Annotated in this window: 24 protein-coding genes and 1 tRNA gene; 8 read left to right on the forward strand and 17 right to left on the reverse strand. The window is 69.4% G+C overall.

Annotated elements, in window-relative coordinates; translation table 11 throughout:
• Window positions 1-35: 35 nt before the first annotated feature.
• Window positions 36-848: a chemotaxis protein CheW gene (locus D7X99_RS14535; protein ID WP_169825495.1), complete on the reverse strand. Its 813-nt coding sequence runs from the start codon at window positions 846-848 to the stop codon at window positions 36-38.
• Between the two features lie 52 nt (window positions 849-900).
• Here D7X99_RS14535 and D7X99_RS14540 point away from each other — a divergent pair, with 52 nt between their 5' ends.
• Window positions 901-2,289 carry a diguanylate cyclase gene (locus tag D7X99_RS14540; protein ID WP_120576607.1) on the forward strand — a complete coding sequence of 463 codons (1,389 nt, stop codon included), beginning with the start codon at window positions 901-903 and terminating at the stop codon, window positions 2,287-2,289.
• Between the two features lie 14 nt (window positions 2,290-2,303).
• Here the strand turns inward: D7X99_RS14540 and D7X99_RS14545 are convergent, their stop codons facing one another.
• On the reverse strand, window positions 2,304-2,699 hold the full coding sequence (locus D7X99_RS14545) for a demethoxyubiquinone hydroxylase family protein (protein ID WP_121753559.1): 396 nt from the start codon (window positions 2,697-2,699) through the stop codon (window positions 2,304-2,306).
• A 168-nt stretch (window positions 2,700-2,867) separates the two neighbouring features.
• Between D7X99_RS14545 and sinK the strand changes: the two genes are divergently transcribed.
• The gene (gene sinK, locus D7X99_RS14550) at window positions 2,868-4,385 is read left to right on the forward strand and encodes a hybrid histidine protein kinase/response regulator SinK (RefSeq protein ID WP_158627009.1); all 1,518 of its coding nucleotides are present in this window, start codon (window positions 2,868-2,870) and stop codon (window positions 4,383-4,385) included.
• Between the two features lie 85 nt (window positions 4,386-4,470).
• Here sinK and groL read toward each other — a convergent pair whose 3' ends face one another.
• Window positions 4,471-6,114 (reverse strand): chaperonin GroEL, encoded by a 1,644-nt coding sequence (gene groL, locus D7X99_RS14555; RefSeq protein ID WP_121753561.1) that lies wholly within the window; start codon window positions 6,112-6,114, stop codon window positions 4,471-4,473.
• 179 nt (window positions 6,115-6,293) lie between these two features.
• On the reverse strand, window positions 6,294-6,650 hold the full coding sequence (locus D7X99_RS14560; RefSeq protein ID WP_120576603.1) for a response regulator: 357 nt from the start codon (window positions 6,648-6,650) through the stop codon (window positions 6,294-6,296).
• An 88-nt stretch (window positions 6,651-6,738) separates the two neighbouring features.
• Between D7X99_RS14560 and D7X99_RS14565 the strand changes: the two genes are divergently transcribed.
• Window positions 6,739-7,812, forward strand: a complete 1,074-nt coding sequence (locus D7X99_RS14565; protein ID WP_169825497.1) for a metallopeptidase family protein — start codon at window positions 6,739-6,741, stop codon at window positions 7,810-7,812.
• Window positions 7,813-7,841: 29 nt separating this feature from the next.
• Complete coding sequence (locus D7X99_RS14570; protein ID WP_120576624.1) at window positions 7,842-8,135, forward strand: hypothetical protein; 294 nt, start codon at window positions 7,842-7,844, stop codon at window positions 8,133-8,135.
• Between the two features lie 5 nt (window positions 8,136-8,140).
• On the opposite strand, the gene D7X99_RS14575 is transcribed toward D7X99_RS14570, so the two are convergent.
• Window positions 8,141-10,540: a DUF3857 domain-containing protein gene (locus D7X99_RS14575; RefSeq protein ID WP_158627010.1), complete on the reverse strand. Its 2,400-nt coding sequence runs from the start codon at window positions 10,538-10,540 to the stop codon at window positions 8,141-8,143.
• Window positions 10,541-10,718: 178 nt separating this feature from the next.
• Here D7X99_RS14575 and D7X99_RS14580 point away from each other — a divergent pair, with 178 nt between their 5' ends.
• Both D7X99_RS14580 and D7X99_RS14585 read left to right on the forward strand, forming a co-directional pair.
• Window positions 10,719-11,687, forward strand: a complete 969-nt coding sequence (locus tag D7X99_RS14580; protein ID WP_121778333.1) for a cyclopropane-fatty-acyl-phospholipid synthase family protein — start codon at window positions 10,719-10,721, stop codon at window positions 11,685-11,687.
• 42 nt (window positions 11,688-11,729) lie between these two features.
• Window positions 11,730-11,828 (forward strand) — tRNA-Sec (locus D7X99_RS14585).
• 143 nt (window positions 11,829-11,971) lie between these two features.
• Here D7X99_RS14585 and D7X99_RS14590 read toward each other — a convergent pair.
• Both D7X99_RS14590 and D7X99_RS14595 read right to left on the reverse strand, forming a co-directional pair.
• Window positions 11,972-12,886 carry a DUF2381 family protein gene (locus D7X99_RS14590; RefSeq protein ID WP_121778334.1) on the reverse strand — a complete coding sequence of 305 codons (915 nt, stop codon included), beginning with the start codon at window positions 12,884-12,886 and terminating at the stop codon, window positions 11,972-11,974.
• Window positions 12,887-12,912: 26 nt separating this feature from the next.
• Window positions 12,913-14,757 (reverse strand): serine/threonine-protein kinase, encoded by a 1,845-nt coding sequence (locus D7X99_RS14595; RefSeq protein ID WP_121778356.1) that lies wholly within the window; start codon window positions 14,755-14,757, stop codon window positions 12,913-12,915.
• 197 nt (window positions 14,758-14,954) lie between these two features.
• Between D7X99_RS14595 and D7X99_RS14600 the strand changes: the two genes are divergently transcribed.
• A complete protein-coding gene (locus D7X99_RS14600) occupies window positions 14,955-15,296 on the forward strand; it encodes a helix-turn-helix domain-containing protein (RefSeq protein ID WP_121778335.1) in 342 nt (113 codons plus the stop codon).
• 27 nt (window positions 15,297-15,323) lie between these two features.
• Entirely contained in the window at window positions 15,324-15,683 is a 360-nt protein-coding gene (locus D7X99_RS14605; protein ID WP_121778336.1) for a helix-turn-helix transcriptional regulator, read from the forward strand.
• Between the two features lie 4 nt (window positions 15,684-15,687).
• Here D7X99_RS14605 and D7X99_RS14610 read toward each other — a convergent pair whose 3' ends face one another.
• The 10 genes from D7X99_RS14610 to D7X99_RS14655 form a co-directional block, all read right to left on the reverse strand.
• A complete protein-coding gene (locus tag D7X99_RS14610) occupies window positions 15,688-16,857 on the reverse strand; it encodes a serine/threonine-protein kinase (protein WP_121778337.1) in 1,170 nt (389 codons plus the stop codon).
• 99 nt (window positions 16,858-16,956) lie between these two features.
• On the reverse strand, window positions 16,957-17,241 hold the full coding sequence (locus D7X99_RS14615) for a hypothetical protein (RefSeq protein ID WP_233613375.1): 285 nt from the start codon (window positions 17,239-17,241) through the stop codon (window positions 16,957-16,959).
• An 8-nt stretch (window positions 17,242-17,249) separates the two neighbouring features.
• On the reverse strand, window positions 17,250-17,753 hold the full coding sequence (locus tag D7X99_RS14620; RefSeq protein ID WP_233613378.1) for a hypothetical protein: 504 nt from the start codon (window positions 17,751-17,753) through the stop codon (window positions 17,250-17,252).
• A gap of 47 nt (window positions 17,754-17,800) precedes the next feature.
• Window positions 17,801-18,367 carry a M15 family metallopeptidase gene (locus tag D7X99_RS14625; RefSeq protein ID WP_121778338.1) on the reverse strand — a complete coding sequence of 189 codons (567 nt, stop codon included), beginning with the start codon at window positions 18,365-18,367 and terminating at the stop codon, window positions 17,801-17,803.
• Window positions 18,368-18,407: 40 nt separating this feature from the next.
• Complete coding sequence (locus tag D7X99_RS14630; protein ID WP_121778339.1) at window positions 18,408-20,810, reverse strand: fibronectin type III domain-containing protein; 2,403 nt, start codon at window positions 20,808-20,810, stop codon at window positions 18,408-18,410.
• Window positions 20,811-20,813: 3 nt separating this feature from the next.
• Window positions 20,814-21,596 (reverse strand): hypothetical protein, encoded by a 783-nt coding sequence (locus D7X99_RS14635; protein WP_233613381.1) that lies wholly within the window; start codon window positions 21,594-21,596, stop codon window positions 20,814-20,816.
• Between the two features lie 41 nt (window positions 21,597-21,637).
• Window positions 21,638-24,316 (reverse strand): hypothetical protein, encoded by a 2,679-nt coding sequence (locus D7X99_RS14640; RefSeq protein WP_121778341.1) that lies wholly within the window; start codon window positions 24,314-24,316, stop codon window positions 21,638-21,640.
• Window positions 24,317-24,519: 203 nt separating this feature from the next.
• Window positions 24,520-24,903: a phage tail protein gene (locus D7X99_RS14645; RefSeq protein ID WP_121778342.1), complete on the reverse strand. Its 384-nt coding sequence runs from the start codon at window positions 24,901-24,903 to the stop codon at window positions 24,520-24,522.
• Window positions 24,904-24,939: 36 nt separating this feature from the next.
• Window positions 24,940-25,365, reverse strand: a complete 426-nt coding sequence (locus tag D7X99_RS14650; RefSeq protein WP_121778343.1) for a phage tail tube protein — start codon at window positions 25,363-25,365, stop codon at window positions 24,940-24,942.
• Between the two features lie 14 nt (window positions 25,366-25,379).
• Window positions 25,380-25,781 (reverse strand): hypothetical protein, encoded by a 402-nt coding sequence (locus D7X99_RS14655; protein ID WP_121778344.1) that lies wholly within the window; start codon window positions 25,779-25,781, stop codon window positions 25,380-25,382.
• Window positions 25,782-25,783 lie beyond the last annotated feature (2 nt).

Below are 25,783 nucleotides of genomic sequence, written 5' to 3' on the forward strand. Positions count from 1 at the left end.
AATCGGAGAAGCTTAGGATTCGCGCGTTGGGCCGATCAAGAAAACATGCGCTGCAGGTCCAGTAACATCACCGGATCCGGCAGCCCCGGCGCCCGGAACGTTCCGGGAAGCTCGGCCGGCTTGAACTTCTGCAGCACACCCAGCACCCGGTTGGCCGCCAGCCCCACGTTCCGCCCCGCCATTTCCGTGAGGACGAACAACTCCTCCGCCTGGGCCGGCGCACCCAGCAGCGCTGGAATCGAACAGATGGGCCATAGCGCCTGCGCGTGGGGATAGACGCCCGCCACCGGCCCGCTCTGCACCGGGAGGACGCTGAACGCCTCGCCCCGGGGTACCACCTGGGAGACGCAACCCAGCGGGACGCCGAACAGCACCCCCTGGGACTCCAGCACCAGCGCCCGCTCAGGGGGCTCGTCCGCATAGTGCACGGGCCGGGGCTCTGGCGGGGTCGCCCGGGGGCCCGCCCGGTGCGGCAGCGCCTCCACGATGAGCTCCAGGTACAGCCGGTCCTTGTGCAGCACCGCGCCCCGGCTCAGCGGCGCCAGCGAGTCCGCCAGTCCCGGAGGCAGCAGGAAGAACGGATCCCTCGCGACGTCCGCGACCTCCACCACGGCGCGCACCCGCACCGCGAGCGTGGGGCTGACGTCCAGGACCACCACCATGCCCGGCACTTCCTCAGGCAGGCCGCCGAGCAACGCGGCGAGGTCCTTCACTTCCAGTACGCCGCGCAGACTCGCGCCGCGAGCGCCCGGCATCGCGACCTCGATGACGGAGGTGGCCTCCACCGCGTAGCGCGTCTCTCCGGCCTCCACCAGCAGGCAGAGCCGCCGTCCGCTTTCAAAGGGCACGGCCCGGGACCCTAGCAGCCTTCCAGCGTTGGGTGCTAAGCCCTGAACAGTCATGGCGCGACTGCTCCTCGTCGACGACGAAAAGATCGCCCGCAATCTCTACGGCGACTACCTCACGGCCGCGGGACACCTGGTCACGGCGGTGCCCACCGTGGCGGACGCGAAGGCCGCACTCTCCGCGGCGCGGTTCGACGCGGTGGTGACGGACCTCATCCTCCCCGGCGGCGACGGCATGGAGGTGCTTCGCCACGTGCGCGAGCGCTACCCCGGCGTGGAGGTGCTGGTCATCACCGGCCTGGACAAGGTGGCCCCCGCGGTGCGCGCCATCAAGAGCGGCGCGGCGGAGTACCTGGTCAAGCCCGTGGCGCCGGAGGCCCTGGAGCACGCGCTGCGCCGCGCGCTCACCACGCGCGACCTGATGCGTGAGAACGCGTCCCTGCGCCAGCACGTCGCGCTGCTGGAGGCGGGCCAGCGCATCGCCACCACGCTCGACCGCGAGCGGCTGTCCACGGCCGCGTCCGACGCGCTGGAGTCCATGGCCAACGCCTCCGCGGTGATGCTCCTGGAGCGGGACCCTGGCGGCACGGGCTTCCGCTCGCACGGCATGCGCGGGCTGCCGGTGGACCTGCACGAGGCGCTCGTCCCGCTGCTCATCGAGCGGCTTTCGGGCACGCGCACGCAGGTGGAGCTCGACGGACTTCAAGTTCCCTGGCCGCGCACCCTCTCCTTCCCCGCCGTGGACGGCGAGCTGGTGCTGGGCCACGCGGTGCTCTTCCACGACAACGCGCCCGCGGAGCACCACGCGGAGACCGTGGGCTTCCTCGTGCGCAACTGGGCGCTGGCCCTGCGCAACCTGGGCCGCTTCGCCGCCGTGGAGGACCTGGCCTACGTCGATGATCTCACCCGCCTGTTCAACACGCGCTACCTGCACCTGGTGCTGGACCGCGAGGTGAACGAGGCCCTCCAGACGGAGCGCCCCTTCTCCCTGCTGTTCCTGGACCTGGACCGCTTCAAGGCCATCAACGACACGCACGGGCACCTGGTGGGCTCGCGGGTGCTGGTGGAGGCCGCGCGCGTGCTCAAGGGCTGCGTGCGCGACCCGGACGTGGTGGCGCGCTTCGGCGGCGACGAGTACGTGGTGCTCCTGCGCGGCACGGACTCCGGCGGGGCCCTCAAGGTCGCCGAGCGCATCCGCCGCACCATGGAGACCCATCAGTTCCTGGGCCGCGAGGGGCTGGCGCTCAAGCTCACCACCTGCATCGGCGTGGCCAGCTTCCCGGAGCATGCCCAGGACAAGGACCACCTGCTGGACCTGTCCGACCGGGCCATGTACCGGGGCAAGCGCGGCACCCGGAACGTCGTCTACATGGCGGCGCAGGACCTGGAAGCCACCCCGGCCGAGCGCCGTCAGAATCCCCCGCCCCCGCAGGGCCAGGGCTGAACGCCGGACGCGCGCTACTTGCGCAGGCTGCCCACGGTGAGGTGCTTGGGCAGCTCCACTTCCGCGGGCACGCCGCCGCCGCCGCCGCCCTCGCCCACCGCCTCCACCTCTTCGTGAGACGCGCCGGTGGTGATGAGGCGGTACTTCTGCGACGCCTCGCGGTCGTGCTGGGCCTGCTCCGGATCCAACCGCGCGATGAGCTGCCAGAAGAGGGCCGCGTGCTCGCGCTCCTCGTCCATGACGTGCCGCAGGATGGCCTTCGCCTCCTCGTTGTCCGTCGCGTCCAGGTGCGCGGCGTAGAGGTTGATGGCGTCCAGCTCCGCCTCGATGTTGAGCCGGATGGAGCGGGCCAGTTCGGAGTCCGTCAGCTTCCGGGGCACCAGCGAGTGGAACGGGTTCGTCTGCGGCATGAGGACCTCAGCGACAGGGAGGGTTTCCAGCAAGCGAGCGGGCAACGACGTTCCGTCAGGCCGGGCTGGAGGACGTGCGCGAGCATCCGTTCGGTCGCGAGCGCGGTCAACCGAATCCCGCTGGGGGTGCGTTGCGCGTGAACACCTGCCTCCGCCATGCTCCCGTGCATGGAGACCCCCTCGCCGCTCGCGCAGCTGCTCCAGGCCCTGGACGCGGGGGACCTGGAGAAGGCACGGGTCGCGGCCGTGGCGCTGCAACGCGCCAACGCCCATACCCATCAGGTCGCCGCGGAGGTCCTCCATGAGCTGCGTCAGCCCCTCCTGGGCGCGAAGGCCTACGCCCAGCTGCTGGCCGAGGAAGGAGGCTCCAGCGGCCCGCTGAAGCTGCTGCTCGCGCAGGTGGAGCGGATGGAGCAGATTGTCTCCGACTTCATCCGCCTGGCCAGCGAGCGGCCGGCCCCGCAGCAGCGGCTGTCCCTGGCCGCGCCCATCTGGGCGGCGGCGAAGGTGTTCAGCGTCAACCCGGACTCGGCGCGCATCTCGCTGGAGGTGGAGGCCCCCGAGGACCTCACCATCCAGGGCAACGCGCGGCTGATTGAGCAGCTCACGCTCAACCTGCTCAACAACGCCCGCGACGCCATGTCCGGCCGGGGCCGCGTGAAGGTGACGCTCACGCGCGATGGCGCCTCCGCGGCCCTCTACGTTTCCGACTGGGGACCGGGCATCCCGGACGAGCTGAAGACGCGCATCTTCGAGCCCTACGTCTCCGCCAGCAAACGCGGCACGGGCCTGGGGCTCGCCGTCTGTCGTCGCATCGCGCAGGAGCACCACGCGCAGGTTGCCCTGGTGCCGCCCACGACGCTGCGCGAGGTGCCGCCCCCGGCCACGGTGTTCCGCGTGCTCTTCCCGCCCACGGACGCGCCGCGCCCGCCGCGCAAGCGCCTGCTGGTGGTGGACGACGAGGGCATCATCCGGATGGTCTTCAAGGACCTGATGGACAAGGAGTGCGAAGTCATTGAAGCGGCCACGGGCGAGGCCGCGCTCGAAATCCTCCGCTCGTCGCGCGTGGACCTCATCGTCACGGACAAGAACCTGCCCGGAATCTCCGGCCTGGAGCTGGCCCAGCACGCGAGGAAGCTGGACCCCGCGTCGCGCGTCATCCTGATGACGGGCTACCCCTCGCTGGTGACGACGCAGCAGGCGCTGCAGCTGGGCCTGGTGGACTACCTGCTCAAGCCCTTCGACGACATCCGACAGGTGCGCGCGCTGCTGCGGCAGGCGCTGTACACGCCGGCCGCGCCGCCTGTCCCCGCCCCCAGCGCTGGCGTGCGCCGGGTGGACGTGCTGGAGGACAACCCGGCCACCGCGCGGCTGATTTCAGAGGCGCTGACGCTGCTGGGCCTGGAGGCGCGCGTCGTCGCGGGCGCGGAGGTGGCCACCATGGATCCGCCCGTGGGCGTGGTGGTGTCTTGGGACTTCGCGCCGGCCTACGGCAAGAAGGCGCTGGAGCTGGCCCGGGCCCTGAGCCAGGGCGCGCCCTTCGTCGTCCTGGCCGAGCACCTCACCATGGACACGGCGCTGGCGTCGCTGCGCGCCGGGGCCGCCGCGTGCCTGCCCAAGCTGCTCTCCGACACCACGGCGCTCAGCCGCGAGCTGGGCCTGGCCTTCAAGAAGACCGCTTCCTGAAAAAGACTCCGGCCCCGGGCGCCCCGCTTTCGCGGAGCCCACCGGGGCCGGAAACCCTACGAAGCTACGGAGCCGTCAAGTCGGCTCAGTAGTCCATGTCGTCGCCGCCGTACTCCGGCATGGCGCCGCCGCCCGCGCCGCCCTTGGCCTTCTTCTTGGGGCGCTCGGCGATCATCGCCTCGGTGGTGAGCAGCAGGGACGCCACGGAGGCGGCGTTCTGCAGCGCGGTGCGCTCGACCTTCGTCGGGTCGATGACGCCGGCCTTCTCCAGGTCCTCGTAGGTCTCCGTGCGGGCGTTGAAGCCGAACGCGCCGGTGCCGTCCTTGACCTTGTTGATGACGACGGCGCCTTCGACGCCGGCGTTGCTGGAGATCTTGCGCAGGGGCTCCTGCAGCGCCTTGCGGATGATGTCCACGCCGAAGTCCTGCTCGCCGCCCAGCTTCAGGCCGTCCAGCGCCTTGAGGCTGCGGATGTAGGCCACGCCGCCGCCGGGGACGATGCCCTCTTCGACGGCCGCGCGGGTCGCGTGCAGCGCGTCCTCCACGCGGGCCTTCTTCTCCTTCATCTCCACTTCGGTCGCCGCGCCGACGTTGATGACCGCCACGCCGCCCACGAGCTTCGCCATGCGCTCCTGGAGCTTCTCGCGGTCGTAGTCGCTGGTGACCGTCTCGATCTGCGTGCGGATGAGCTTGATGCGGCCCTCGATGTCCGCCTTCTGGCCGGCACCGTCCACGATGGTGGTGTTGTCCTTGTCCACCGTGATGCGCTTGGCGCGGCCCAGGTCGGTGAGGGTCAGGTTCTCGTACTTGTGACCCAGCTCCTCGCTCACCACCATGCCGCCCGTCAGCGTGGCGATGTCCTTGAGCATCTCCTTGCGGCGGTCGCCGAAGCCCGGCGCCTTCACCGCGGCCACGTTCAGCACGCCGCGGATCTTGTTCACCACCAGGGTGGCCAGGGCCTCGCCCTCGATGTCGTCCGCGATGATGAGCAGCGGCTTGCCCGAGCGCGCCACCTGCTCCAGCAACGGAATCATGTCCTGCATCGACGAGACCTTCTTCTCGCTGATGAGGATGTAGGGGTCGTCCATGACGACCTCCATGCGATCGCGGTTCGTGACGAAGTACGGCGACACGTAGCCACGGTCGAACTGCATGCCCTCCACCACGTCGAGCGTCGTCTCCAGGCCCTTGGCCTCCTCGACGGTGATGACGCCCTCCTTGCCGACCTTCTCCATCGCGTCCGCGATGGTCTGGCCGATGGTCTCATCCCCGTTGGCGGAGATGGTGCCCACCTGCGCGATGGCCTGCTTGTCCGTGGTCGTCTTGGACATCTTCTTCAGCTCCGCGACCACCACCTCCACGGCCTTGTCGATGCCGCGCTTGAGGTCCATGGGGTTGTGGCCGGCGGCCACCAGCTTCAGGCCCTCCTCATAGATGGCGCGCGCGAGCACGGTCGCCGTCGTGGTGCCGTCGCCGGCCTTGTCGGAGGTCTTCGACGCGACCTCCTTCACCATCTGCGCGCCCATGTTCTCGAAGCGGTTCTCGAGATCGATCTCCTTGGCGACGGTGACGCCGTCCTTGGTGATGGTGGGCGAGCCGAAGCTCTTCTCGATGACCACGTTGCGGCCCTTGGGACCGAGCGTCACCGCGACCGCATCCGCGAGGATCCGAACGCCGCGCAGGATGGAATCGCGCGCGGACTGATGGAAGAAGATTTCCTTCGCTGCCATCGTAACCTCCGATAATACTTGGGGAATTTCTACAAATGGGGGTGGCCGTTAGCACTCGGCCATGTCGAGCGCCAACATAAGGGCCGCATCGACGATGTCAACGGAAAGGGGCAGACGTGTGGGCCTGAGGACGCCTACTGGCCCGCCCGGGTGGGGGGCCCGGGCTGCCCGGGAAGGCCCTACTCCGCGAAGCGCACGAGGTTGAGCAGCTGCCCCATGTCCAGGGGCTTCTGCAGGGTGATGGCGACGCCCTTGCGCAGGCCCCGGTCGGAGATGTTGGCGTCCGTGCTGGCGGTCATCATCAGGACGGAGATGCGCTGGAAGCGGGGATCCGCCTTCAGCATCTCCGTGAAGTGGATGCCGTCCAGGTGGGGCATCAGGTAGTCGGTGATGACCAGCCCCACGGGGTGACGCTCCATGATGTCCAGGGCCTGGAGCGCGTCCGACGCCGAGAACACGGTGTAGCCATGCATCTCCAGGTAGCGAGAGAGCATGGTGCACAGCTCGTAATCGTCGTCGACGACCAGGATGTTCACGGGGTTCGGGCCGAAACGGGGCGCTGGAAGGTAACAGCGACGCCGGTCGTTGACAACGCGAAGGACGGCTTCTTAGCTGCCGGCCCGAATGGCGAAGCGCATGGCGAAGCAAGGGGAGGCGCGGGACATGGACGCGCGGCTGGAGGGAGTCGCGGACGCCTTCGAGGCGAGGGACTTCGAGGCCGCGCTCACCAGCGCCGACGCCCTGCTCCGGGACGTTCCGGACTCACCAGAAGCCCTGCACTACCGGGCCGCCGCGCTGGTGGAGGTGGGACGCCTGGAGGACGCGGGCAAGGCCTATGGCGCCGCCCTCAAGATGGCCCCGGAAGACCTGGAGATCCTCTTCGGCGCGGCGGAATTCCTCGTGTGCCGCACCGGCGAGGACCGCGAGGCGGTGGAGGAAGGGCTGGAGTGGTGCGGCCGCGGGCGGAAGCTGGCGCAGCGGGCCGATGACGTGGAGCTCGTCTACGAGTTCCTCCTCCTGGAGGGCATGGGCCTCAACCAGTTGGGGGAATGCGAGTCCGCGCTGAAAATCCTGGACCAGGCGCTGACGCACATGCCGCGCTCGACGGACGCGCAGCTGGAGCGGGGCATCGCGCTGTTCGAGTTGTGCCGCTTCGCGCCCGCGCAGGAGGCCTTCGAGCGGGTGTTGAAGGACGCGCCGGACGAGGCCTGGGCGCACCACTACCTGGGGCTGGTCGCGGAGCGGCGCCAGGATGCGAAGGAGGCGAAGAAGCGCTTCTCCCGGGCGCAGGCGCTGGCCCCGGAGGAGCTGCCGCCGCCGGTGGCGCTGGAGGAGGCGGCGTTCGACCGCGCGGTGGAGGACGCGATGCGCGCCCTGCCCTCCCAGGTGAAGCAGTACATGGACAACGTGACGCTGGCGGTGGAGGACCTGCCGTCGGATGAGGACCTGCTGGGTCAGCAGCCGCCACTGTCACCGTGCATCCTGGGGGTGTTCCGGGGCACGCCCGTGGGCGAGCGCAGCGTGATGGACGCGGCGGATCACTTCCCGCCCTCCATCGTGCTGTACCAGAAGAACCTGGAGCGCTTCGCGCGCACCCGCGAGGAACTCATCGAACAGATTGGCATCACGGTGATGCACGAAGTCGGTCACTTGATGGGTCTGGATGAAGACGACCTGTGGGAGCGGGGGCTGGACTAGCGCCGTTCTCCCCTGCCCTGATGCGCGCCATGCATGCATGGACGAAGCTGGGGCTGATGGCGGTGCTGGGTCTGACGGGCTGTCTGGGCGACGACGACGAGGAGCCGCGCACGTGTCCGCAGGTGGTGGTGTTCGCGCGCTCGGACAGCGAGACGTGCCAGTCCTTCCCGACGCCGTGTGACGTGCCGGAGGGGTACGTCGAGTGCTGCGGCGGCCTCTTCGGGGGCTGCGCGGGGAACGTGTCCGGAAACACCTGCGTGGATGATCCGTCCGACACGTGCCAGCCCGGGGGCAGCGCGGACTGCCCGGGCATCTGCCAGTAGGCGTCTCAGGCGGCGCGAGAGCCCTTGTCCTCGAAGTAGGCGCGGCGGGCGCGGGCGCAGGTGGGGCACTGCCACTGCACCAGGGTGAGGTGGCGGTCGCCCAGGACGACGGCCTCGTGGCGGAGCGACTCCCGTGGGGCCTCGCTGGTGGCTCCGCAGGCGCAGCGCAGCCGGCCCAGCGTGGAGAGCAGCTCCTGAGGGCTGGTGATGGGGATGGCGGACCCGGCGCTGTCGCCCCGGTGGTCCGCGTCGAACTTGCGTGCGAAGGCGCGGCGCCGGCCCCAGGCGCGGCCCTTGCGCCAGAGCGCCACCGGGCCGCCCTGCGCGATGACGAACCACAGCACGAGGCACGTCGTGATGACGCCCAGGAGGATGGCACCCGCCTCGCCGGACGGAACGGACGAGGCCTGGTGGCGGGCGGCCCGGCTCCTGAGTTGGATGGCGTAGCCGCGCTGGGCCTCGGTGGCGCGCACGGCCTTCACGTACTCGGCGATGCGCTCGGGCGGGACCGAGTCCGCGGTGCTGCGGTAGCTGTAGTCGAGCAGCAGCGTCTTGCCTTCGGCGCGGGTGTCGGCCACGAAGCGGAAGGCCGGACCGTCCACGACCTCGTACTCCGTTTTGACAGGGGGCAGCTCGCCGGCCTTCAGCGTGATGCGGTGGCGGGCGAAGACGGGGTGCTCCACCTCCAGCGGGAAGGCGCGGTGGGAGTAGTTCGGCACGGCGAGGTGCTGGCGGAGGCCATGCGCGCGGAACTCCCGGCGACCGTCCGAGGTCCAGAAGTCCTCGATGCGGTAGTGCTCTTGCGTGACGAGCACGTTCGTCACGGTGTCGTCGTCCACCGACATGGGCTTCGCGATGGAGATGTCCGCGTCCGTCTTCGCGTAGTAGTTGAAGTAGAGGCGGGACACCTCGGACAGGGACGTGCCCGCGAGCGCGCGGCGCATGGAGTTGGCGTCCGCCCCCGTGCGCGTGGTGACGACGTCGAGTGTCGCGGCCCCGTCGCGGCCCATCGCGACGTAGGTCTCGTCCACGAAGAGGGAGGGCTCCGTCAGCGTGGGCGTGGGGATGACGGAGAGCGCCGTGGTGGCGGGGGCGACAAGGAGGGCCCGGCCGTAGGAGGGCGGTTCGTAGCTTTCCAGCCCGCCGCGCTCCAGCGTCGCCGTGGGGTCCACCCACAGCTCGCGGCCGGCCACGGTGGCGTGGACGATGACGTGGTTGAACGCGGTGGCGGTGGGACGCAAGCCGTCCAGCAGCTGCGTGAGGTCCGTGCTCACGAGCGCCGGCTGCGCGTCGATGCCCAGCCCCTTGAGGAGCGATACCAAGAGGAGCGACTTGTCCTTGCAGTCGCCGAAGCGGCGCTGGAGGACCTCGTCGGGCGGATGGGGCTGGTGGGAGTTGGGGCCCATCTCGATGCCCAGGTAGCGCACCTCGTCCTGGACGAAGCGAAGCGCGGCGAGGAAGCGCGCCTCAGGGGTCGGCTCCTTCGACAGCCGGCGGACCTCCTGTTCCAGCGACTTCGAGCGGGCGGGCACCTGGAACAGCGTGGAGGCCCAGCGCGCGACGTCGTTCCAGTCCTTGTATTCGCTGAACTGGATCCACGGGTAGACGGGCTGCCAGCCGGGGACGTTGTCCTCGTGGCGGACCGCGGGCACGTGGTGGCGCTCCAGGATGATTTCACGCTCGCCGTTCAGCATCGACTCCGAGCGCGACAGGCCCGGCGCGGCGAAGTCCCGGATGAAGAGCGTGCGACCCCGCCCTTCCGGCCACAGCAGCCGGTAGGCGAAGTGGACCACGGGATAGGAATGGCCCACGCCGACGACGTCGGAGAAGCGGCCGCCAAAGACGGGGTTGGCGCCTTCGAAGGAGTACGCGACCTCCACGGTGTCGCCCACCCGCACGTCGTGGAGGAAGGGCACCACGGAGAGGTTGCCGTTGTAGAGCCGGTTCTGGAGCTCGGTCTCCTGCTGGATGACCCGGGCCTCGGCGGGCTGGAAGACGTCCTCGCGGCGGCCGTCGCGGATGCGCCAGATGCCGTGGACGGTGAGCTTCTGGTACGTCGGATCGAAGCGGAACTGGATGTCCGTGACGCGGTCGATGCCCCGCGGCGAGAGGACCTTCTGGGCCGAGTGCAGGTAGTGCACGCGCGATGGGCCGGACACGCGCACCTGTTCCTCGATCAGCAGCTGGGAGACGCTGGTCTCCTCCTCGCCCTCGGGAGTCGGGCCGGGGTCTGGAGGAATGGGAAGCGGCTTCACCCACGCGGCGGGAGGCCCGACGCGGAACGGCCTGGCGTTCGTCGCCGCCGGTGCTGCCCGGGCGATCAAGGACAGACACAGACACAGCAGCAGGACGAGCGCCGGCGGGAAGCCCGGTGCCAGGGGGACGGAACGGAAGGTTCGGCGCATGGCGGAAGGGCGCACATCATGGAGCCCGGATGACGCGCCGGGCAAGGCGCCCCCTGGGACACCGGGCGAGCGGCCCCGCTTCATTCACCAGTGAAAACCGTCATGCAGGCCAAGCCTGGAATCGCCGTGACACGGGCTAGGGTTCCGGCCATCGGGTGGACGGCCCAGGAGGCTGGCGATGGTCAACGTGAGGCAGGTCGCGACGCGGCTGAAGAGTGCGTTCCTGGCGGACCCGGAGCGCTTCTATACGAACGAGACAGGAGCCTGGGTGGCGGGGATGCCGGCGCCGAGCGACATCCGGGTGACGACGGGCCGGGAGCCCTTCTGGATCAACCTGGGCTACTGGAAGCACGTGGAGAAGGTGGACGACTCCAACGTGGAGCGCGTGGGGGAGCTGTTCCGGTCCGCCCAGGCGGAGATGGCGCGCCTCCTGGCGAGGACCGCGAAGCTGGGGCCCGGGGATGCCGTCTTGGACTGCGGCTTCGGGTACGCGGACCAGGACCTGCTGTGGGCGGAGGAGTTCAAGCCCGCGAGCATCGTCGGGGTGAACATCACGCCGAACCAGGTGAAGGTGGGCCGGGAGCGCGTGAAGCTGACGGGGCTGGAGGGCGTGGTCCGGCTGGAGGTGGGGAGCGCGACGGCGCTGCCGGGACCGGAGGGAGCGTTCGACGGGGTGTTCGCGCTGGAGTCCGCGATGCACTTCCGGATGCGGCAGGACTTCCTGCGCGAGGCCTTCCGGGTGCTGAAGCCGGGAGGCCGGCTGGTGATGGCGGACATGGCGCAGAAGACGGACCGTGAGGCTGGAGCAGGACTCCGAGCGCGGCTGCGCTACCGCTACTGGCGGGGGCTGATTGCCTTCCCGGAGGAGAACGTCTGGTCGACGGAGCGCTACCGGGAGGAGCTGCGGCGGGCGGGGTTCCAGGACGTGAAGGTGGAGTCCATCGCGGAGGATGTGTACCCGGCGGTGAACACGGCGCTGGTGGCGCTGCGGGGCATGACGCAGCTGGAGCGCAATCCAGGGAGCACGTCCCTGCACCAGGTGCGCGCGGACGTGCACAAGGCGATGCGGATGACACCGGAGCAGCTCCAGTGGCCCGCGCTGTTCAACTGCGATGAGTACGCCGTGGTGTCCGCGCGCAAGCCGTGACCGTGGTTGACGGACTGGGGCGGAGCGGCGGTAATCGGAAGCGGTAGGGCCTCCGGACCTGGTGGCCGGCCCGGTCTTCAAAACCGGTGAGGGGCTGCGAGAGCAGTCCCTGGCGAGTTCGATTCCCGTGCCCTACCGCCAATACTTCCGAGGGGTTACGCCCCACCTGCCCTGTGGATACCGTACCCTGCTGCGTCCAGGCGCGTCCAGACCAGTCCACTCGACTGCGTTACCGCTGCGTTACTGCGCAGCAGGCAACGGCGAGGACTCAGCAACGGGCTCCCTTAGGGGAACATCACGTTGCCAAACACGACAGTACGCGACCCATCTTCCTCCCAGAGCTTGAGTGAGAAGGGCCCTCGGGTTGTTTCTGGTGAGGCCTCGGCTTCCACAACAACCCGACCGACGTTTCCTCCTGGAATTGGCATTCGCTGCCATACGCGGATCACCTTCAACTCCACGCCAGCCTTGCCTTTGAGCGTTGCGCCCTTCGCGAGCCATGGCTGAGCCCCGGCCTTCACGTCCAACTTGATGTCCACCGCTACGCCCGTAGTGGAGCGATAGCTCGTGATGTAAGAGGCCGTCAGGTCACTCCCAGAGACTTGGGAGAACTCAAGGGTCACGACTTGCCCGGCCACACCACGCTCGTCCATTCCTCCGGTGGAGATCAGGCCCGCCAGCCCTCCCGGAGCATCGTGCTCGGCCATCAGTCTTGCGTTCTCATTTTGGCAGCGAAGCAATTCCGCATGCGCCTCGCGGGCTTCCTGCTGGTACGTCTCAATCGTCCGCTTTCCGCGATAGACCTCAATGAGAGACTCGGCCTTTGCCGGATGGATCCGCAAAAGGAAGAATGCACTCAAGGGGGCTGCGCCATCCCTGAATCGCACGACCAGACGAAACCGCTCGCCTGGAGCTACACGCGACGAAGGCACCAGTCGGATTGTGGCTTGCCCCACATCCACCAGTGCAAAGCGATCTCGCCCCTCCAACTCGACACTGTCGCGCATCAGGTCGGAATCGAAGAAGAGAGCCGTCGAGAGTCCAGAACTGATCGCGATCTCGGGGGCGACTTGAACATCGTCCGGCGACAATTCGATGCGTCGTGCGCCCGGCACCGACGCTGAACCCTCTGACTGAGCGACGGCCGTTTCGGCCACGAACAGCAGGCCCAGGAGCACGACGAAAGAAGAAGATGACACTCGGCGATTACTCCCAGGTGGTGCTGTTACTCAAACTCGCTCACCGCCCTCACGTATTCGCTCGTGAAGATACGGCCATTGGAGGGTGAGTCGTTTCCGGGCTCGCGTGCCATTCCTCGTTCCCCGTCTTTCACGTCGTAGACCTCCAGGCAGACAGGAAAACTGTCGCCCTTTGGCGTAGTCGCCGAGGTGAGTCGCCCGTAAACGCGGTCTCGCACGATTAGCCGACCAGACAGAACTGTCCCGTGCGGCATTTCCTCCCAATCGCCGTACAAGAACACCTGGGCAGGGCCTTCCCGAACAGAAATGAATTGCGGGCGGTCACGGGTGAAAACGGCTTCGTGCCTGTCTCCAATGTCGATGCCCAGCTTCGCCATGGCCTTCACAGCACCCTTTGGGCACGGCTCCGGAGGTGGTGCCGGACGCACCTGCGGCCCTGGGCAGCCGAGCGCTGTGCAAGCCGCCGCCATTCCGACAGCACGGGCCATGACGCTCATGCCCTTCTTCGTGGGCTTCGAGGGGAGCTGAAGGGGCTGCGTCTCTTTCGGCTGCGTCGTCACGGTGGCTGAAACCTCCTGGAGCGTCGCGGGGAGAGCGACGGCCGCAGCAGTGGCCTCCGGCCCGGTGGGAGCTGCGGCGCGGTCAGCTTGAGGCGACTTGCCAGAGGGCGCTACTTCCTGACGGGTGGGGACTGGCCCTGCGACGCGCGACATCCCGAGGCCCCACGCCGCCCCTGACAGGACGAGCACCACCGCGAGCGCCGCCCAGGCGCGGAAGGCCCCACGCTGCGCAGGCGTCACACGCACGGTCGTCGCGGGCGGCGGTGTCTCATCCGCAGCAGCCGCGTCCTCCGCTGGCACCTGTTTCTGGGGAATGCGTTTGCCGCGACGCGGGCGGTGTCGGGGTTGGTGCCGCCACTGCTCGAAGCTGTCGATGTCCTCTCCTTCCGTCGTCGCGGAATCCTCGTCGTAGGCGTCGCAGAGCGGCACGTCCCACGTCTCGTCCGCACCGCGCAGCGCCTGCTCCAGCAACTCGCAGAGAGCCTGGGCGCTGGGCGTGCGCGCCTCGGGCGTCTTCTCCAGGAGCTGCAAGCACACGTCGCTCAGCGCCCGAGGCACCCGCTCGTTCTCCTCGTGCGGCGGTGTGGGAGGGCTGGAGAGAATCGCCTCCGTCAAGCTGGCGCCGTCCTCGCCGTCAAAGGGGAAGCGCCCCGTCAGCAGCCGGTAGGTGACGAGTCCCAGCGCCCACAAGTCGTCCGCCGGCCCCGCTGTGTAACGGGCGTCCCTTGCCTCAAGGTGAGCACGCAGGAAGCGCCACGCCTCCGGGGAGCGGTAGTCCACCGTCCCGGGCGGGAGAATGTCCGCCGTCAGCTCGCGCGCGCCCGTGTAGTCGCCGATGCCGAAGTCCACCAGCTTGGCCAGGCCGTCCGAGGCGCGCACCATGACGTTGGCCTCCTTCACGTCCCGGTGCACCACCCCATCCGCGTGGGCAGCGGCGAGCGCCCGTGCCACGCCCAGCAGCACGCGCGTCACCTGCCGCGCCGTGGGGTTCTCCGCGTCGGCCCACGCGTCCAGCTGACGCCCTTCCACGTACTCCGTAACGATGACGATGAATTGAGGCTGGGCCACCGGCCAGTAGCCATGGCCCAGAATCCGCACCACGTTGGGGTGATGCAGGCGAGTGAGGATGGAAACTTCGCGCTCCGCCCTCTCGCCTACGCGCGGCAGGTGCAGCAGCTTCAGAGCGAAGCGCTGGCCCTCGCAGTGCGCGAGGTACACCGTGCCGAAGCCGCCCTGCCCCAGCTGGCGCTCCACCGTGTAGCCCAGCACCTGGGCCCCAGGAGACAGCACGGCCGGAGGTGGCCCCCGCATCATGGCGACCTTCTTTCGGGCTCCCAGGCCTCTCGCATGCGGCGTCCTCCCAGCGGGGCGCGGACCCTACCAGAAGCGCGAGAAGCCCGGGAATCCCTCCCTCTGGCTGCACTCTCCAGAAAGGACTCAGGGAGTCCATTGTATTTCGCACAACCTCCAGCATTCACTCTTAGCGAACCTTCGGTTACGCTTCCGCCATGGCGCGCCCCTCCTCGCAGCCGGCCCATCCCCTCGCCAGCACCATTGGTGACGCCGCGCGAGCGGCACGCACCCGCCTGGGCCTCACCCAGGCCGAAATGGCCCAGCGCGTGGGCCTCGCGCATGCCGTCTACAGCCGCATGGAGCGAGGCCGCATGCTTCCCCGAGTCTCCACGCTCCAACGCCTGTGCGGCGCGCTGGGCGTCACCCCGGACGAACTGATGGGCCACACGCCCCCTTCCGACGACTTGCCTGCGCGGCACCAGCTCCTCCTGCGTGTGCGCACCCTGGAGGAGCCCCAGGTGCGGGCGCTGCTGCTGTTGCTTCCCGAGTCCCGGTAGCGTGCCCTCGGCTACGCTGCGCCCGCCATGAATGAGGAACTCGGCATCACCATCGGCACGGAGGCCCGCGCCGCCCGCCAGCACCTGGGCCTTACGCAGGCCGAAGTCGCGGAGCGCGTTGGGCTGGTGCACCCCGTCTACAACCGCCTGGAGCGCGGGAAGATGCTTCCCAGCGTCCCCTCCCTCTACCGCCTCTGCCGGGAGCTGCGGGTGTCGCCCGAGAAGCTGATGGGCCTGACGCCCACGGGCGACGTGCGCAAGGCCACGAAGCCCAAGCCCAAGGAAGAGGACGCCCCGGAGCTGCGGCGCCTCCTCCACCTCGCGCGCAAGCTGGACGCGGAGGACCTCGCGGCCCTCCTCCACGTCGCCTCGGCCCTGGCGCGCTGAAGCCCTACTCCCGCTTCAAGCCCTCCAACTCGTGGGCCTCCAGACCCTCGGGGAAGAAGCGCTCCTCGCCGAACTCCACCTCGTCGCGAAGGACGCTGCCCTCCGCCAGCACCTGGGCCCATTCCGCTGCGGCTTCCTGCCGGCCGTAGCCCGGGTGCCGCCTCGCCAGGGCGACTCGCATCGCGTCGCGCATGTCCGCCGCCGTGGCAAATCGCTCCTCGGGTTTGGCGCGCAACGCGACATGCAGCATCGCCTTCACGTCCGGAGATAGTGTGGCCACGGCCTCCTCGACGTCCTCCGGTCCGAAGCTCGCCAGCAGCACCTGCATTTGCGTGAGGGGCAGCGAAGGGAGGATTTCAGGCTGGAGGTGGACCAGCCCCTTGAGCGGACCCGGCACGTCCTCGACGTCGAAGAGGTGCTTGCCGGTGAAGAGTTCCACCAGCAGCACGCCCAGGCTGAAGACATCGGAGCGCGGAGTCAGGGGCTGCCGCGTCAGGTACTCCGGCGAGGCATACGCCACGTCGCCCCGGACGAGGCTCGCGGGCGACTCCTCGCGGCCCACCACCAGCGAGTAGGCCGCACCGAAGTTCGTCAGCTTCACCTCGCCTTGCGTGCCCACGTAGACATGCCGGGGGTTGACGTCGCGGTGGATGATGCCCAGCGACTTGCCGTCCGCGTCCGTCAGCGTGTGCGCGTGGTGCAGGGCCTCCGCGAGTTCCGCGCCGACGTAGAGGGCGAAGGCCTCGGAGACAGGCCGGCCGCGCGCCACCCCCGCACTCACCAGCGTCTCCAGCGAAGGGCCGTCCACATACTCCATGACGGCGTGCAGCGCGCCCTTGTGCACCTTGCGGTGAAACACGGTGGCGATGGCGGGGTGGCGCAGACGGAAGGCCAGCTGAATCTCCTCCCCCAGCCGCGTGCGCTGCATGAAGGTGGAGGGGTTCGCCAGCCGCCGCACGAAGCAATAGCTGGGCAGCTTGTTGCCGCGCTCCGTGAAGCGCTGGGCCAGCATCAGCACCTCGCCCGTCTCCATCAGCACCAGCTCGCGGACGGCTTCGTAGCGGATGCCGTCGATGGTGAAGAGGAGCAGGGGCCTCTCAGGCGTCGGCGGAAGCTGCCTGCGGCGCGCGGAGGCTTCGGTGCGCGCCAGGTCATCGGTTGTCGTGTCGGGCATGGCTCCTCGGGAGGCGGGAGAGAAGGCGCGGCGGCGCCTCCCGAGGAGTTTGAGCGCAGTTAACTTTTAAAGTCCATAACGACGGACTCTAAAGAGCCATCATCGCACCCGGGCGAGGGCGAAGCCTGCCCCCGCGCCGAGCACCACCGCCAGCACTACAGCCAGAACAGGGACGGGGCGCGGCTGCTGGCGGAGCACCTCGTTCTCCGCCTGGAGGCGGCGCAGCTCGCGAGCCGTGAGGATGCAGCGCTCCGTGGACAGCCAGCAGCCCTCAGCCACCACCACCGTGCGCCCGTCCTGAAGCGTCACGGTGGCGCGGGCCACATCCAGCACCTCCCCTTCGGCACGCGCCCCGCCTGCTATCAGCAGGGCCAGCGCTAGCACCAGGCCCCTCACCGCTTGTCGCCCGGCTGGAGTGCATCGAGCGCGGCCACCGCCGCCGCCTTACCGGCAATCTCCCCGGCCGCCACCTCCCCCGCCTCGCGCGCCGCGTCCGCCACCGAGTCACCGAAGAGGAGCGTCTTCACCACCGTGAAGCCGCCCGCCGCCCCGAGGCCGATGGTGAGCGCCTTCAGCAGCAGGGCCACGGTGAAGGACTCGCCCGCCAGCAGCGCGTTGGACACCGCACCCGCGACGGACAGCAGCAGCGCCAGCACCGCGCCCGCCCGCGCCGTGCGCAAGAGCGGCCACCACGCGCCCACGAAGCGGCGCAGCACGTAGACGAGAGCGATGACGGCCAGGGACGCGACGAGGGCCCAGTTGCGGGCCGTCACCGCGTCGAGGATGAGGCGCGCGAAGGCCTCCATGTTGCCCGGGTCGGGCGTGCCGCTCGCCTGCGCAAAGGCGACGGAGGGGAAGACGAGGCAAAGGAAGAGGACGGCGAGACGTCGCAACATGGGCATGCCTTTCGTGGGTGAGGCGCGGCGAAGTGCCGCGCGGGAAGTCAGAAGCCGAGCCGCGCCAGGGAGGCCGCGAGCGCCGGGTGCATGGCGCGCCACTCCGGCATCGAGCGCAGCGTGTCGAGGAAGCGCCAGACGGCGGCGAGCCGCTGCGCGTCCGTGCTGCCCTTTGGCTCCGAGTGGAAGAGGCCGCGCACGGGCTCCAATTGGCTGCCGCTCACGAGGCTCGGCCACTGGCAGTGCGGCGCGTCCCCGAAGGAGCCACCCCAGGCGAGGCCCGCGCTGCGCGTCTCCTCGCCAAGAATGGCGTAGGCAGGACCATCCCAGCGCGGCTGAAGTCCCGGGCGGTTCACGTCCGCATCGCGGCAGAAGTCGTTCGCCAGCCCGTAGTTGTGCGCGGAGAGTCCTTCCGGCGCCGCGCGCCCACCCTCTCCCTTCAGGTAGCGCAGGTGCAGCACGCGCTGCTCGGCGAAGGTGGAGTAGCCGCGCGTGGCGACGTAGTCCGCGCCTCGCGCTCGGCAACGGGCGATGACTTCCCCCATCACCGCCTGGAAGGGCGGATAGAGGGGCTTCAAGTCGAGGCGGGAGAAGAGTTCAGGGTTGGGAATCATCCCCCACTGAATGGGGGCGGGTTTCGACGTGTGGCGTGAGTCACCCTTCCGCGCGGAATCGCACTCCGTCGAGGCTCACCCAGGCCGCCCCCGTGGGCAGGCTAAAAACTTGGAGGCCACCGTCCACGTTGAGCTGCCCCATGGCAAAGCCGTGGCTCGTCGGCAGTGACAGGATGCGGTTGGAGCTGGCCCGGTAGCCCACTGGGAAGCGGTACGCGTTCACGTAGCCCACCGCCCCTGGGCGGATGAGGCCGCGTGCGGACACCTCGTTGTCGCTGTTCTTGTAGAAGCCCAGGGGCCAGTTGGTCGCATCCCACGCCACCCAGCCATTCTCCAGGTCGCTAATCTGCCCCGTGCGGATGGCCGCCCACGGCTCGACGAGGCCGCCGATGCGCTCCAGGCGCACCGAATCGACGAACACCCACGGCAAGCCTTGCGTTGCATGGGCCAGCAGACGCACCTGGACGTAGCGCGTCCCGGTGGGCGCATTGTGGAAGCCTGTCGTCCGCTCCCAGCCACTCGTCGGCAGCGTTTTCGTCGTGCTCACCGTACCCAACACGTTGAAGGCGCCGCCGTACCAGACGAGTTGGACAGAGAAGGCCGCCCCTACCTGTGACGCCCTCGCGAGGGCATCCACGCTGTACCTGTCGCCCGGCCGGGCAATCATCGCCTGCGAGTCAAGCCGCGTCCCGCTCGCCATGAGGCGGACGGCACGAGCCCCCGTGTACGCGTCCGCCGTCACCTGGGCATGCGCACCCCAGAGGCCCACGCCCATAGTCCAGGCGTCTGGCGGCAGCTCCTCGAAGGAGTGCGCCTCGAAGTCGGGGTTGGGTGGCGATTCCCCGAAGGCTACGGCGGGCTGCAGCGTGGCGGGCGTCACATAGCCCGTCGTGACGGACACCTCGGCGGATGGCGCGCCCAGGTTGCCAGAGGCATCGCGGCCCACGACCCGGCAGTAATACGTCGCGCCGGGGCGCAGTTCGGACAACGGGAAGCGCGTCGCCGAGGCCCGCCCCTGGAAGGTGGCCTCGGAAGGCTGGAAGCCCGGCGTTCGCGACGCATGCACCTCGTACTCGGCCCAGGCTGGGCCGGTAGTCGCAGGGGTCCACGTCACCACGCACCCGTTGACGGTCGGCACCGCCCTCACCTCCTGCGGCGCGGCCGGGCCCGTGAAGGCCGCGCTGGGAGCGATGCCCGGTCGACTGTCACGCTCCAGCCACTCACGCAGCGAGGTAGAAGGCTGGCCGCGCAGCACCAGTTTCATGCGCGCCGTGCCGTCCGTGGCGCACTGGTGCTCCAGCTCCTGCACCGCAAGCCGCTGCGCCGTGTCCAACCGCACGCCATCCGGAAGCACGAGCACCAGGTCCGCCAGCTCCAGGCCCGGGTGCGGATCCACCGTCATGGTGACGGCGAGGGGAGAGACGGAGAGATCCGCGATGGCCGCGTCCGCGAGCCGTTGCGCTTCGGGCTCCGTGTCGATGTTGCTGGAGGACTCCTCCGCCACCTGCATCCAGCGGCGGCCCACCTGCGCGCGAGCCGTGGGGTTGCTGGCCGCCACCGTCTTTCGCTTCGGTGTTCCCGAGGCGTCCAAATCGTATTTGTCGCTGTAGACGACTTCGACGTCCGTGCGGATGTCCGCCAACTGCCGCGTCATCCCATCGAGGTTGCCGTACTCGTCCGGACCGTAGCTCCAGTCCTCCTCCGTCTGGAGTCGGTTGGGCGCGGCGAGCGTCAGTGCGTAGGCGCTTGCAGCAGGCTGCCAGCGCATGCGGCAGTCCCAGCCAATCCGCTGCGCCAGGGTGCGTGCCGCGTCCAGTACCGGCTCCACCTGCTGCAAGTACCGGCCGCGCTGGGACATGGGGTCCACGGGCGTAAAGAGCGCGAAGGAGGCGAGGCCGTTGTCGTCCAGTAGCGCCTGGATGATGGACTGCACGGCCACGCCCACCGTGTCGTTGCCGTATTCGCGCTCCACCTCGATGAAGGTGTCCTGCAGCAGCCCGCCCAAGTCCCGGCCCACGACGCGCAGCTCATCGGGCCCTGCGTCCACCTCGTCGATGCGGCCCCGGAAGACCTCGAAGTAGTCCGCCTCTTTCGGCGCGGTGGCGAGCGGCGCGAGGCCCAGCTCCACGCGGAAGTAGGCGCCCTCCACCAGCAGCGGCGCGAAAGTGCCCGCGTTGGACGTGTTGGCGAGGGACTGCACCACCAGGGGCGAAAGGGAGAGACGTGCTCCAGCGGCGCCGCTGCGCACCAGCGACACCTCCGCTTCGGCCACGGGCGCGTCCAGCTTGTCGTTGACTCGCACGCCCAGCACCCAGTCGAAGCCCAGAAGGACATGCAGGCCGCGCCACTCCCCTGCCGCGTCGCGTACCCAGACGCGCGGGTGGGTGGAGTAGCCGGAAGGGCTGCCCAGCAGGGCCGCCTGGAAGGAAGAGAGGGGCCTCATGCGTCAGCGCTCCTGCAACTCGAAGTCGAACTCCTGCCCGAGGACGAGCACGCCGCCCTCCCACCACTGCACCGCGCGTCCTGTTCCCACCCGGCCCAGCACGGGAAGCGGCTCGTAAAGGGCAGCGCCCGAGGCCCGGTGGTACGGGTACGGCGCGCCGAAGGACTCGCCGGCAGCGAACCAGGGGGCCACCCACGACGCGGGCGCCACCCACGGCAGCACCACCAGCTCGTCCACCAGCAACTCGCCCGCTGCCGCTGCGTTGCTGAGCGTCACCGCGCCCAAGGGAAGCTGGCCCGTGCCATCCACGGCGAGGAAGCCGTCCGCGTGGGGGCTGGCACCCGGCACGCCGTTGACGCTGAGGCCCACGCCCGCGCGGTGGACGTGGTGGCGCCACCTGTCCTTTGTCCCCTGGCGCTTCCACCAGTACGCCACCGTCCACTTCGCCCCGAGGCCCGTGGAGAAGGTGACCCTCGCTCCCGCCTCTATGAGCATGCACCCGCCGAAGCGCCCCGTGGCTTCCACCGCCCACACGTTGCCCACCATGCCGCTCGGCGAGAGGAAGGCCTGGCTACGCAGCCCGTCCTCGAAGTTCCACACCTGGCCCTCGCCCTTGAGGAGCCCCCGGTACGCGCGGGCCTCTTCCTGCGTCAGCGGGCCCGTGTTGCCCCCCAGGGTGAAGACTTCACGCCGCTCGCTGCTGCGCAGCCAGCCGGAGAAGGCGCGGCGGTGCTCGCCCAGCAGCGTCGGTGTGTACGTGAGGCCTCGCTCCGCTGAAACGGGCAAGGGGATTCCAGAAAGAGCCAGAGCAGCCGGCATGGGATTCCTCAAGAGTCGGAGAAGCGCGCCGTGAGGCGCACGCGGCTGCCAGCAACGCGGATGCTCGCGCGCTGCTGGCGCAGCGACTCGTCCCGCCGCGTGGCTTCCATGGCGGCGTCGATGTCGTAGCCGGTGATGTTATAGGTGACGGGCGCGGCCATGGCAGAGACGTTGCCCGTCTCCGGCGCACGCACCTGACCTCCTCCGCTGAAGCCAGGAGGCAAGTAGCTGCCGAGCCATCCCGGCACCGCAGGCGTCGCGGGCACCTGCCCCGAGAGGAGCTGCTGAATGGCGGGCGGGAACATGCCGAGGAGCCATCCCGGCACCGGCCCGTTGGGCGAGGACGGGCCGTCCTCCTCCAGCTCCCCGGCGTCAGGCGCCTCGGGCGTGGGCTTTGGTTTGGGCGGCACCGTGGGGCCGTCCTGCGTGTCCTCGGACTCGAAGCGGCGCAGCGCCACCTTCCACGCGGCCGGCACGTTGGTGAGAGCCGCCGTGGCGCGGGCCACCGCTTCCGTGTGCTCCTCCACCTGCGCGGTTTCCTCGGCACGTGCCTTCGCCGAGTCCCACGTCGTGTCCTCCAGCACCTGGAGGGAGTCGTCCATGCTGTCGGTGTCCACCTTCAGCTTGTTGAGCGAGCGCGCGAACTTCTTCAGCCCGTCAAAGCCCGTCCAGTCGATGAGGCTGGAGATGGCACGGATGACGGTTTGCACCGCGCCGATGACGGCATTCCAGACTTCGCTGATGGCCTTCGCGATGGTGAGGACGACGCTGCCAACGAACTTCAGCGCCGTGAAAAGGGCCTTCATGATGGGCCCGCCCAGGATGCTGAGCGGCTGCTGAATCAGCAGGAAGGTGCGGCCCAGCACCTCGAAGAGGGGCGCCAGGCCCTTCAGGATGTCGCCCAGCACCACCAGCGGCGGCACCAGCGGTTCAATCGCCTCCCCCAGCATCTCGAAGACGGGCGTGAGGGCAGAGAGGACGCCATCCACCACCATCGTCACGGCGTTGAGCAGGGGCTGGAGCGGCTCCAGCAGCGTGCCCAGCGAGTCGGCCACCTTCTGGATGAGCGTGTTGACGGACTCGATGACGCCCTTGAAGCCCTCGGACTGCATGAGCAGTTCGCCCACCACGGCGATGATGGCGCCGTAGACACCACCCGCCTCCATGCCCTGGACGCCCGCGTTGATGAGGTCGCCCAGCTGGCCCAGGCCGCCGATGAAGCGGTCCACCAGCGACTCCCTCGCGGCGTCCATGGCGGCTTCCGCTTCAGCGGCGAGGTTCTCCGCCTCCAGGCGCATCTCGTGGAAGGCAGCGGCGCCAGCGGCCTCCTCCGCGCGGATGCTGGCCAGGTACTCCTTGCGCGACTCCTCGTTGGCCTGGGCCTGGAGCTTCGCCATGGCGGCCTGCTCCGCCGCCTCCTGCTTCTGGGCGGCCTCCAGGGCGGCCTTGTCCGTGGGCTTGCGGATGCGCGCCTTGCCCTGTGCCCCGCCCCCACCCGCTAGCTTCGCCAGGAGGGCCTGGATCTGCGACGTGACGCCCTCCAGGTTGAGGGCACGGGCGAGGTCCGCGCCGAGGCGCTTCGCGCCCACCGCGCTGGTACGCAGACCGTAGGCGACGCTCTCCTCCAGCTCGCGTCCCGCGCCGGCCACGGCGTCACCCACCGCCACCGCTGTCTGCTGCGCACCGTCCCAAAGCACCTGGGCGCCCTGCCCCAGCGTCTCCAGCAACTCCCGGCCCGTGACGGTGGACACCTGCCGGAAGGTGGCTGCCAGCTCCGGGAAGCCCGCCTGTCGTGCCACGGGCTCAAGGAGACGGGAGACGCCACGCACCAGGGCCGCGACGCGGTCCAGGACGGACAGGGCCGCCCCCTTCACGAAGTCGCCCAGCGCCAGGAAGGCGTGGGAGAAGCCGTCCGCGATGCGGCCTGCCCACTTGGCCAGCTGGTCGCCGATGTCCCGGAAGAAGTCCGCGAGGCCCGTGCTGCTGTCCTCCCAGGCGGCGTAGACGCTGCCCGCCAACAGCACCAGGGCCGCTACGGCGGCGGCCACCGCAGCGAGCGGCACCAGCAGGCTGCCGGTGGACAGGGCCAGGCGCCCCAGGCTGCCGGTGACGGATGGCGTACTCGCCACCATGCCGCCCATGGAGGCCGTCACCTTGTCCATGGAGGCCGCCAGGGAGGCCAGGGCCACGGACTTGTTGAGCAGGCGCAGCACCTTCACCAGCCCGCCAGCGCCAATGGCCACGGCCTCCACCACGCCCGCCACTTTCCCCAGCGCCCCAGCAGCGAGGCCCGCCCCAGCGACCCACACCAGCACGTCCGAGGCGGCGGCCTTCACCTCGGGAGACAGGGACTGGAAGCTCGCGACCACGCGCTCGACGCCGTCCGTGACGTGCTGCACCACCGGCAGGAAGGCGTCGCCCACGTCCGCCGCCAGCGTGTAGAGGAGTGCTGTCATCCGCTCCGTTTCGCGTTCCATGGCTGCGTTGGACTTGGACGCCGCCGCAACGGCACCGGCAATCCCCGCCGCCACCGCCGCGCCAATCTCACCCAGGCCCTTGGATTTCTCCTTCACCTGCTTGGCGGCCTTCTCGACGGCATCCACCACCTTGCCGAGGTTGGACAGCGCCTCGCCCACAGAGGCCGTCACCGCCACATACAGGTCGCCTACGCGCAGGCCTCCGGCCATGCCTCACCCCTTTGGACGCTTCCTGAAAACCGTTGTCGTCGTCATCGGGCCGGTATGAGAGGCGGGGCCCGGAGCGCGCATTCCGCGCACCTCCTCGGCCTCCAGGGCGCAGTGGGCCAGGAGGTGGACGACGTCCTCCCATGCCCAGCTACGCACTTCCTCGGGCGACTGGCCCGTCAGCTTCACCACCGCGTGCAGCGCCCTCAGCTCGGGGTGGTGCCGGAGTTTCCCTTCGCTTCCTCCAGCGTCGGTCCAGCGAAGGCCCGGGCCAGGTCGTCCTGAATCTCCTCCAGCCAGGGCTCGCGCTTCACCTGGCCGACCTCCGACTCGTCGAAGACGCGGATGGCGGTGTCCGGGTGGTAGAGGCAGAGGACGGCGATGCGGGCGATCATCGCCATCCCCGCGAACTCATCCACGGGCTTCCGGTCCGGCCCCAGTTCCTTGGCGGCCTTCGCGGCGGCGAGCAACTCAAGCTTCTCGCCCAGGGGCGGTTGGCAGATGTCGTAGTCGGCGCCGTCCAGCGCGACGCGCTTGTGCAGCTTGCGGCGGGTGCCGAGGGGCTTTCGGAGCGTGGTGGGTGCGGTCATGGTGAGGCCTCGGGTGTGAAGTGGGAAAGCAGGCGGCTACACCGCGATGGGCGCGCCCTGGCCGGCAAGGGTGGCTGAGAAGGTGACGACGTCCGTGGAACTGCGGCCCTCCTCGTAGGACGTCACCTTCACCGGGTAGCGGAAGCCTTGCGTGCCCATGGGGGCCGTCTCGTCCTCCACGATGGTGAAGAAGACGGTGGCGTCGGTCTCGAAGGCGTCACGCAGCACTTGTTGGGGCGCGCTGCCCTTGAAGACGTGGCCGGAGAGCGGAATGGAGAAGGACTTCCAGGTGCCCTTTGTGCGCTTGTACCCGTCACCGCCGAAGTAGTTGGCGTCCACGGTGTCCTTCGCGCGGTTGACGGGCGCCTCCAGCACGCCGTCCAGCGCGTCCGCTTCCACGGGCGCGGTGTCGGTGGCGCGGATGTAGAGCTTGTCGAAGAAGGCCTCTCGGGGTTCGGGCATGGTGGTGGTTCCAGTCAGTGGGAGGGAAAGCGCTGCGCCAGGAAGTCCTTCAGGACGGCAGCAACGCGGCGACGAGCGCTGCCCCGAGCGCGACGGAAGGACTTGCGAAGAAAGTGCGGCGGCGGATTGAAAAGCTGCGCGCCCCAGTGCCAGCCTTCATGAATGGGGCCGGCGGCCGGGTGCACGTAGCCTGCCGTCCACGTCGTGGAGAGGCGCTGGCTCAGGTTGTGGAGGGGGCCGCTCAAGAAGGCGCTATCGCGCAGGTGGCCCTCGCCCACTGGCACGAGGAAGAGGGAGTAATCCAGCGCGAGGCGGGCAATGTCCCGGCAGGGCGCATCCAGCGCACGCAGCACTTTGGCGGGAGAGCGGCGCAGGCGCTCCAGCCTCACCACATCAACTCTGAGTCGGACGGGCATCT

The organism is Corallococcus sp. AB032C (genome assembly GCF_003668935.1).
GTDB lineage: Bacteria > Myxococcota > Myxococcia > Myxococcales > Myxococcaceae > Corallococcus > Corallococcus exiguus.

Excerpts from the sequence above, each read along its gene's own strand:
- groL (WP_121753561.1), bottom strand. The coding sequence starts at position 6,114 with ATGGCAGCGAAGGAAATCTTCTTCCATCAGTCCGCGCGCGATTCCATC.
- D7X99_RS14570 (WP_120576624.1), top strand. The coding sequence starts at position 7,842 with ATGCATGCATGGACGAAGCTGGGGCTGATGGCGGTGCTGGGTCTGACG.
- D7X99_RS14630 (WP_121778339.1), bottom strand. The coding sequence starts at position 20,810 with ATGAGGCCCCTCTCTTCCTTCCAGGCGGCCCTGCTGGGCAGCCCTTCC.
- D7X99_RS14580 (WP_121778333.1), top strand. The coding sequence starts at position 10,719 with ATGGTCAACGTGAGGCAGGTCGCGACGCGGCTGAAGAGTGCGTTCCTG.
- D7X99_RS14605 (WP_121778336.1), top strand. The coding sequence starts at position 15,324 with ATGAATGAGGAACTCGGCATCACCATCGGCACGGAGGCCCGCGCCGCC.
- D7X99_RS14645 (WP_121778342.1), bottom strand. The coding sequence starts at position 24,903 with ATGACCGCACCCACCACGCTCCGAAAGCCCCTCGGCACCCGCCGCAAG.
- D7X99_RS14640 (WP_121778341.1), bottom strand. The coding sequence starts at position 24,316 with ATGGCCGGAGGCCTGCGCGTAGGCGACCTGTATGTGGCGGTGACGGCC.
- D7X99_RS14540 (WP_120576607.1), top strand. The coding sequence starts at position 901 with ATGGCGCGACTGCTCCTCGTCGACGACGAAAAGATCGCCCGCAATCTC.
- D7X99_RS14610 (WP_121778337.1), bottom strand. The coding sequence starts at position 16,857 with ATGCCCGACACGACAACCGATGACCTGGCGCGCACCGAAGCCTCCGCG.
- D7X99_RS14565 (WP_169825497.1), top strand. The coding sequence starts at position 6,739 with ATGGCGAAGCGCATGGCGAAGCAAGGGGAGGCGCGGGACATGGACGCG.
- D7X99_RS14655 (WP_121778344.1), bottom strand. The coding sequence starts at position 25,781 with ATGCCCGTCCGACTCAGAGTTGATGTGGTGAGGCTGGAGCGCCTGCGC.
- D7X99_RS14600 (WP_121778335.1), top strand. The coding sequence starts at position 14,955 with ATGGCGCGCCCCTCCTCGCAGCCGGCCCATCCCCTCGCCAGCACCATT.
- D7X99_RS14650 (WP_121778343.1), bottom strand. The coding sequence starts at position 25,365 with ATGCCCGAACCCCGAGAGGCCTTCTTCGACAAGCTCTACATCCGCGCC.
- D7X99_RS14575 (WP_158627010.1), bottom strand. The coding sequence starts at position 10,540 with ATGCGCCGAACCTTCCGTTCCGTCCCCCTGGCACCGGGCTTCCCGCCG.
- D7X99_RS14625 (WP_121778338.1), bottom strand. The coding sequence starts at position 18,367 with ATGATTCCCAACCCTGAACTCTTCTCCCGCCTCGACTTGAAGCCCCTC.
- D7X99_RS14545 (WP_121753559.1), bottom strand. The coding sequence starts at position 2,699 with ATGCCGCAGACGAACCCGTTCCACTCGCTGGTGCCCCGGAAGCTGACG.
- sinK (WP_158627009.1), top strand. The coding sequence starts at position 2,868 with ATGGAGACCCCCTCGCCGCTCGCGCAGCTGCTCCAGGCCCTGGACGCG.
- D7X99_RS14620 (WP_233613378.1), bottom strand. The coding sequence starts at position 17,753 with ATGTTGCGACGTCTCGCCGTCCTCTTCCTTTGCCTCGTCTTCCCCTCC.
- D7X99_RS14595 (WP_121778356.1), bottom strand. The coding sequence starts at position 14,757 with ATGCGGGGGCCACCTCCGGCCGTGCTGTCTCCTGGGGCCCAGGTGCTG.